This window comes from Streptomyces sp. NPDC058662 (genome assembly GCF_042716255.1).
Lineage (GTDB): Bacteria > Actinomycetota > Actinomycetes > Streptomycetales > Streptomycetaceae > Streptomyces.
The window spans coordinates 1-7,843 of sequence record NZ_JBHXRU010000170.1; the positions used below are offsets into that span (position 1 = coordinate 1).

Annotated in this window: 5 protein-coding genes; 3 read left to right on the forward strand and 2 right to left on the reverse strand. The window is 76.2% G+C overall.

Annotation, left to right across the window (positions count from 1 at the left end; all coding sequences use genetic code 11):
- Positions 1-629 (forward strand): DUF6232 family protein (locus ACFWUQ_RS30600; protein ID WP_384544516.1); only part of this gene is annotated, 629 nt, incomplete at its 5' end.
- Positions 626-979: a hypothetical protein gene (locus ACFWUQ_RS30605; protein ID WP_384544518.1), complete on the forward strand. Its 354-nt coding sequence runs from the start codon at positions 626-628 to the stop codon at positions 977-979. The genes ACFWUQ_RS30600 and ACFWUQ_RS30605, both read left to right, overlap by 4 nt.
- A gap of 40 nt (positions 980-1,019) precedes the next feature.
- Here the strand turns inward: ACFWUQ_RS30605 and ACFWUQ_RS30610 are convergent, their stop codons facing one another.
- Both ACFWUQ_RS30610 and serC read right to left on the reverse strand, forming a co-directional pair.
- Entirely contained in the window at positions 1,020-4,202 is a 3,183-nt protein-coding gene (locus ACFWUQ_RS30610; RefSeq protein ID WP_384544521.1) for a molecular chaperone Hsp90, read from the reverse strand.
- Between the two features lie 215 nt (positions 4,203-4,417).
- A complete protein-coding gene (gene serC / locus ACFWUQ_RS30615) occupies positions 4,418-5,536 on the reverse strand; it encodes a phosphoserine transaminase (RefSeq protein WP_384544519.1) in 1,119 nt (372 codons plus the stop codon).
- Positions 5,537-5,768: 232 nt separating this feature from the next.
- On the opposite strand from serC, the gene ACFWUQ_RS30620 reads away from it, so the two are divergent.
- A partial coding sequence (locus ACFWUQ_RS30620) for an FAD-binding and (Fe-S)-binding domain-containing protein (RefSeq protein WP_384544523.1) occupies positions 5,769-7,843 on the forward strand: 2,075 nt, incomplete at its 3' end.

Below are 7,843 nucleotides of genomic sequence, written 5' to 3' on the forward strand. Positions count from 1 at the left end.
CCCGCGCGGCGCGGGAGCCCGCCCCGCCGTCCGGTCCTCCGCGCCGGCCCTGGGAGCGGCCCCCCGCCGAGGCGCCGACACCGGGCCCCCGGCCCGTGCTCGAACTGGCCGTCACCAAGCGGCTGCTGTGGGTGGGCGGCGCCGCCTACCCGCTCCACAACATCGCCCGTGTGTACACCTTCGTCCTCCATCCGCGCCGGGCGGAAGCCGTGTCCGCCTTCGTGCGACGGGCGGGCATCACCCTCATGGTGGCCCTCGGCTTCACCCTGCTGGGCGGTATCGGCGGCTTCCTCCAGCGGCAGGCGAGCGCGGACACGGTCCGGTTCGTCTGGGCGGTGGCCGTGATCGCCCTGCTCGCCTTCGCCGTGGAGATGACCGTCGTGGTGATCGCGCGACCGCACCACGTCATGGCCGTGGAGACGAACGGCGTGTCCACCGCGCTCGTCACGGGCCGCCCCGCGGAACTCGACCGGCTTGTCAGGCGGATCGCCCACGCCATCGAGAACCCGGACACCGAACTCCGGGTCCAGGTCGAGGCACTGACGATCAGCAACCCCAGGAACTACTACTTCGGCGATACCGTGAACATGTACGGCGGCAGCGGCAACACGGGGATGGCGAACGGATGACCGGCGACAGCTACAACTTCGGCAACGTCGTCAACATGCACGGCGGCCAGGGCAACACCGGCATGGTCAACCACCACACGGCGCCCGCCGCCCCGGCCGCCGATCCCGGTCTGGAGCGGGCGATCAGGGAACTGGTCGTGCTCATCGGGGAGCTGCACGCGCAGCTGCCGCCGCAGTCCGCGCAGTACCTCGACGAGTCCCTGCCGGCCATCACCGCCGACCCCGACGTGGCTCCCGAGGCGCGGCGCCGCGCCCTGGTGGCCGTCGCGGGTATCGCCGCCACGGTGGGCGCGATCGGCCAGCCCGTCCTGGACTCCGTGCGCGCCCTGCTCGAACTCCTCGGCGCCTGACGCCGGTCCCGCGGACGGGCGGGCCCGGCGCGGAGCGACGTCAGTCGAACCAGCGGTCGCGGGCCAGCTCCGCCGTCCGCGACGGGTCCTCCAGCAGGGCCGCCACCTCGAACCGGCGGGGCCACTGACCCGCCGCCCACGCCAGCCCGGCCGCCACCCCCTCCAGGGTGGAGGCGTGCAGGGTGCCGTCCGGGGTGCGGCGCCAGTCCAGCTCGACGCCCCCGGCGATCAGCTCCTCGTGCTCCACGTACGTGCGCGGGGCGGCCGGGCCCAGCAGGAGCAGCACCGACTCCGGCACCTCGTGCTCCGTACCGGGCGTGCTGACCTCCGCCGGGACCGTCTCCGAGAGGCGGCGGACCTGGAGCAGCTCCGCGAGCTCCGCCGCCCGGGACGGCGCGACGGGCAGCAGCGGCAGGCCCGCCGTCAGCGGCAGCAGGTCCGGGGCGTCCACGATGACCGCGTCCGCGGCGTCCACCACCAGCACCTCGCCGTCCACCACCGCGCGCAGCTCGTCGGGCAGGGTGACCTGCTCGGGATCCAGGTCCGCCAGCGCCCCGTAGAGCCCGTGCAGCCGGCCGGCCGTCACCTCGCGGTCCGGGTCGGCGAGCCGGCCCAGCAGCTCGGCCGCGCCGCCGGGCTCGTCCAGCAGGGCGGACACGCTGGTCCGTACGCCGAGTGCCCGCAGCACCTGCTCGTCCTCGAATCCGGTGGCGTCCGCCGAGGTGTAGAGGCCGGCCAGCAGCGGATCCCCGCCCGCCGCGCGCAGGCCCGCGGGGCGGCGCCCGTCGAGCACGGGGTGGTCGCGCAGCCACCACGCGGTGTACGGGCGCACGGACGTGGTGGTGCCGTCCGGCAGCAGGATCCGGACGGGCTGGGTCAGCGCGTCGCGCAGCGGCGGGCGCGCGAGCATCGCCAGGGCCTGCGGCCAGCAGTCGTCGTCGACCAGGTCCAGGTCGCGGACGGCGACGAGCTCGGTCGCCACCGGCGGTACGGGAAGCTCCGGCAGCTGGTCCAGTACGTCCTCGCACCAGACGTCCACCGCGTCCAGCAGGCCCGCGTCGTCCGGCTCGGCGAAGTCCCCCTCGCGGGGTTCCAGTTCGTCCGGGTCGAGCACCACGTCCGTGGCGCGGACCAGCTGGAACTCGGCCAGGACGCCGCAGGCGGTGAGCGGGCCGGCGCCCCAGCGCTCGGCCAGCTCGGCGTCCACGTACGGGATCTCGTCCTCCCGGATGACGGAGGCCAGCGCCGAACCCGGCAGCAGCAGTTCGCCGGCCGGGGTCGGTTCCCCGTCCTCGTCCGGAAGCGCCAGCGCGCCCAGCCACGGCTCGTCGCCGGGGGAGAGGTCGGCGTCGCGGACCAGGCCCAGGACCACGTCGGCGAGCTCCTCCGGGTCGAGGGCGTCCTCGTCCCAGATCTCGCCGGCGTCCAGGGAGGCCGCGACGGCCGCCCGCACCTGCGGGGTCGTCAGGACCGCGCGGGGGGTGGCCGGGAGCGCCCCGAGCTTCTCCAGCAGAGGGTGCGCGGCGTCCGGGTGGGCCACCTTCAGCCCGAGCCGGGCCAGGCTCACCGGCGTGTCCACGCCCGGGAGCAGCAGGTGCCGGGGGCCGATCGCGGTGCGGCCGTCGGCCAGCGGCACGGGCAGCCCGGACAGCCGGTCGGGGTCCACCCCGGCGAGGCTGTCGTAGAGCCGGTGCCACCAGTCGGGGGTCCGCTCGATGCCGGCGATCCGCTCGATGGCGTCGCCGAGCGGGAGCCGGCCCACGCCCAGGGTGCGCAGCTCGGCGCGGCGTTCCAGGCCGGCCGGGAGCAGCGTGGGCAGTACCTCGGCCAGTACCCGTACGGTGTCGGCGCCCGCGCCCTCCACGACCTCGGCCTCGAAGGGGCGCAGCGCGGCGCGCTCCTCCGGGTGCTCGGGCGGCGCGGCGGGCGCCAGGAACGCCGTGCGGGGAAGCCGCCGCAGGACGGCCGCGCGCAGGGCGCCGTCCAGCTCGCCCTTGCCGAGCGGGCCGGGGACCAGGTCCACGAGAGCGGTGCTCACCGGGTCCCAGGCGCCCAGGAGTTCGGCGTACGCGTCGGCCGCGCGCTCCACGAGGAAGTCGGTCAGCGGCCCGGGCGCGGGATGGCGGCGGGCCGTGTCCAGCGGCAGCGTCGCGATGAGGAGCGCGGGGATGCCCAGCGGCTCGTCGGTGGGGGTGGGGGCGTGCACCACGGGCGCGGTGGCGGGGCGGACCGGGGCGCCGTCGGTGTCGACGGGGACGGCCCAGGACACCGCCCAGGCGGGCCGCAGCCGCTCCTCGACGGGCCGGTCGGCGAGGAGGGCGCGCTCGATGGGGCCGCCGTGGCGGACGGTGCGCCAGCGGTTCGTACCCGTCTGCGAGTCCTCGATGACGGTGTACGGGCCCTCGTCCCGGCGCAGCAGTGTCCGGACGCCCCCCGCCGGGGTCTCCACGACGATCTCGCGCAGCCCGGGCAGGGTCAGCAGCAGCGCGTCGTCGATGCCGGCCAGCAGCCGCTCCGCGAGGTCCTCGGCGGCTGCGTCGCGCAGCGGCAGGACCACGACGGTGTCGTAGCCGTCGGGGGCGGTGCCCTCGGCGGGCAGCGGGAGGCGGAGCAGCGGGACGTGGCCGTCGCGGCGGCGCAGCTCGTCGCCGAGGCCGGGGCTGCCGACGGCGGCGCCCCGGGCCAGCTCGCGGGCCTCGGCCAGGGACCAGCGGACCCCGCCGTGCCGGCCCAGGACGGCCGGCTCGTCGGACACCGCGAGGACGGCCGCGAAGCCGACGCCGAAACGGCCGACGCTCGTGGCGGCACTGGCACTGGCACTGGCACCGGCACCGGCGCCGGCGGGACGGACGGTCGGGGCGGCGGCCGCGGCGGGCTCCCGCTTGGCGGAGGCCCGCAGGGTGCTCAGCGACTCCACGCCCGTCGCGTCCAGCGGGGCACCGGTGTTGGCGACGGCGAGCACGGCGCCGCCGGGACCGCCGTCACCCGCGTGCAGGGTGAGGCGCAGCCGGCCGGGCACCTCGGCCCGGGCGGCCGCGTCCGCCGCGTTCTGCGCCAGTTCGACGACGAGGCGGTCGCGGTACCCGCCGAGCGCGAGGTCCTCCTCGGCGTTGGCGTCCTCGCGGAACCGGGCCGGACCCGCGCCCCAGGCGTCGAGCACCCCGCGCCGCAGCCGGGCCGTGCCGAAGGGGTCCACGCCGTCCTGTGCCGCCGTCACTCGCACGCTCACGCCGCTGCCTCCAAGCTGTGCTGCCTACAAGATCGTCGGGGCCTCACCTGCCCCGAACCCGCTGACGGTACCGCGTACGGAGCCGTCCCCCGGCCGTGAGGTGGGTGAACACCACGCGCGGGGGAACGGCGGAGCCCCCGGTGACGGAAGGTCACCGGGGGCTCGGGGCTCGGGGCTCGGGTCGGAGCCGGCGCGGGCCGGCCCCGGAGCTAGAGCTTCTCGATCACGTAGTCGATGCAGGCGGTCAGCGCCTGCACGTCCGCCGGGTCGACCGCCGGGAACATCGCGACGCGCAGCTGGTTGCGGCCGAGCTTGCGGTACGGCTCGGTGTCCACGATGCCGTTGGCGCGCAGCACCTTGGCGACGGCCGCCGCGTCGATGTCGTCGGAGAAGTCGATCGTGCCGATGACGGCCGAGCGCTTGTCGGCGTCCACGACGAAGGGGGTCGCGTACTTCGACGCCTCCGCCCAGCCGTACAGGTTGCGCGCGCTGGCCGACGTACGGCCCGTCGCGAACTCCAGGCCGCCCTGGCCGTTGAGCCACTCCAGCTGCTCGTTCAGCAGGAAGAGGGTCGACAGCGCGGGGGTGTTGTACGTCTGGTTCTTCAGCGAGTTGTCGATCGCCGTCGGCAGGGAGAAGAACTCCGGGATGTGCCGGCCCGAGGCGTGCACGCGCTGCGCGCGCTCCAGGGCGGCCGGGGAGAACGCGGCCAGCCACAGGCCGCCGTCCGAGGCGAAGGACTTCTGCGGGGCGAAGTAGTAGACGTCGGTCTCGGTGATGTCCACCGGCAGACCGCCGGCGCCCGAGGTCGCGTCCACCAGGACGAGGGACCCGGCGTCGGCGCCCGCGACGTGCTTGAGCGGCGCGGCGACACCCGTCGAGGTCTCGTTGTGGGTGTACGCGTAGACGTCCACGCCCGCTTCGGCCCGCGGCTCGGGGTGCGTACCGGGCTCCGAGGAGATCACCGTCGGCGCGTCCAGCCACGGGGCGAGCTTGGCGGCCTTGGCGAACTTGGAGGAGAACTCGCCGAAGGTGAGGTGCTGGGACTTCTGCTCGATCAGTCCGTGGGTCGCGATGTCCCAGAAGGCGGTGGAGCCGCCGTTGCCCAGGATCACCTCGTAGCCCTCGGGCAGGGAGAAGAGGTCCCGGACACCCTGGCGCACCGAGCCGACCAGGTTCTTGACCGGGGCCTGGCGGTGCGAGGTTCCGAGCAGGGAGGTACCGGTGGCGGCGAGGGCGTCCAGCGCCTCGGTCCGCACCTTGGAGGGGCCCGCGCCGAAGCGTCCGTCGGCGGGCTTGATGTCAGCGGGAATCTGGATCTCAGCCACGAGCCGAGCGTATCCGGTCCAGGTCCGGGGGTTGGACCCCAGTCCACCGGGTGAGACGCGGGCGCGTGCGGCGGCCGGGTGGCAGGGTGGGCGGGTGACGTCTCCAGGGGAACGCGAGGGCGCGGGCGGCCGTGCGGCCGGACGCGGTACGGGAAGCGGTACGGGACGGGGGCGCGGTCCGGGCCCGGAACGGGAGCGGGCCCGCGGCACGGGGCGGGGTCCCGGGGCGGAGTTGGAGCGGGCCCTGCGGGCGGAGCTGCGCGGCGGGGTCGACTTCGGTGTCGCCGCCCGCGCCCTGGCCACCATGGACGCTTCCAACTACCGGCGTGTCCCGATGGGCGTGGTGACCCCGCGCGGCGCCGACGACGTGGCCGCCGCGCTGCGGCTGTGCGCCGAGGCCGGTGTCCCGGTCGTCCCGCGCGGCGGCGGAACCTCCATCGCGGGCCAGGCGACGGGGGTGGGTGTCGTGCTCGACCTCACCCGGCACATGAACGCCCTCGTGTCGGTGGACCCGGACGCGCGCACCGCTGTCGTCCAGCCCGGGCTGGTCCTCGACCGGCTCCGCGACGCCGTGCGGCCGTACGGGCTCACCTTCGGGCCCGACCCCTCGACGCACTCCCGCTGCACGCTCGGCGGGATGATCGGCAACAACGCGTGCGGCGCCCACTCGGTGGCCTGGGGGACCACGGCGGACAACGTGGCCGAACTGGCGGTGACGGCCTACGGGGGCACCGCGTACCGCCTGTCCACCGGCTGGGCGGGCGCTCCCGAGGGCCTGCGCGAGCTCGTCGCCGGGAACCTCGCGACGCTGCGGACCGGGATGGCGGCGCCGCTCTCGGCCGCGCGCTTCTCCCGGCGGATCTCGGGCTACGCCCTGGACGCCCTGCTGCCCGAGCGCGGCGCCGGCCTCGCGCGGGCCTTCTGCGGGAGCGAGGGCACGCTCGGAGTGGTGACCGAGGCCGTGGTGCGCCTGGTGGAGGCGCCGCGCGCGCCGGTGCTCGCGGTGCTCGGGTACCCGGACGAGAGCGCGGCGGCCGACGCGGCCGCCGGACTGCTGCCGTACGGACCGTTCACCGTGGAGGGGATGGCGCGGGACCTGGTCGCGGGGGTGACGGGGCTGCCGCGGGGCGGGGCCTGGCTGTTCGTGGAGATGCGGGACGAGGGCGGGGCGCGCTCCCTCGTGCGGGGCGCCGACGCGCTCGACGCGGTGGTGGTCACCGGTGCGGCGGAGCAGCGGGCCCTGTGGCGCGTGCGCGAGGACGCGGCGGGGACGGCGACGCGGATGCCCGACGGGTCGATGGCCTGGCCGGGGTGGGAGGACTGCGCGGTACCCCCGGCCCGGCTGGGGGCGTACCTGCGGGAGTTCCGGGCACTGCTGGCGGCGCACGGGCTGCGCGGGTCCCCGTACGGGCACTTCGGGGAGGGCTGCGTCCACGTACGGATCGACTTCGACCTGGTGTCGCCGTCCGGGGTGGCCCGCTTCCGCGCCTTCTCGGAGGAACTGGCCGACCTGGTGGTCTCCCACGGCGGATCGCTGTCGGGCGAGCACGGGGACGGGCAGGCGCGGGCGGAGCTGCTGCCGCGGATGTACGGGGCGGAGGTGGTCCGGCTCTTCGGCGCGTACAAGGACGTGTGGGACCCGGCGGGCGGGATGAACCCCGGGATCCTGGCCCGGCCGGCGCGGCTGGACGAGAACCTGCGCTTCGCCGTGCTGCCGGCCACCGCGTTCGCGGGGGAGGTCGCGAAGTGCGTCGGGGTCGCCAAGTGCCGGACGGAGGCGACGGGCGGGCCGGGGGTGATGTGCCCGTCGTACCGCGCCACGGGCGAGGAACGGCACTCCACGCGCGGCCGGGCGCGGCTGCTGCACGAGATGCTGGCCGGGGAGGTCGTCACCGACGGCTGGCGCTCGGCGGAGGTCGCGGAGGCGCTGGACCTGTGCCTGGGCTGCAAGGGGTGCCGCAGCGACTGCCCGGTGGGCGTGGACATGGCCGCGTACAAGGCGGAGTTCCTGCACCGGCACTGGGCGGGCCGGCTGCGCCCGCTCTCCCACTACACCCTGGGCGGCCTGCCCACCTGGCTCCGCCTGATCGCGGCCCTGCGCGCCACCCGCCCGGCGAACGCCCTGGCCCGTATCCTCCCCGTCCCGGGCCTCACCCGCACCCGCCCCCTACCCCCCCTCTCCCCCCACCCCTTCCCCCACTGGTGGCACCACCGCCCCGCCCCACCGCGCGCACCCCTCCCAGCCCCGCCGCCCGCCGCGGCGGACACCCCACCCCCACCACCCGGCCCGGCCGGGCCCGGCATTTC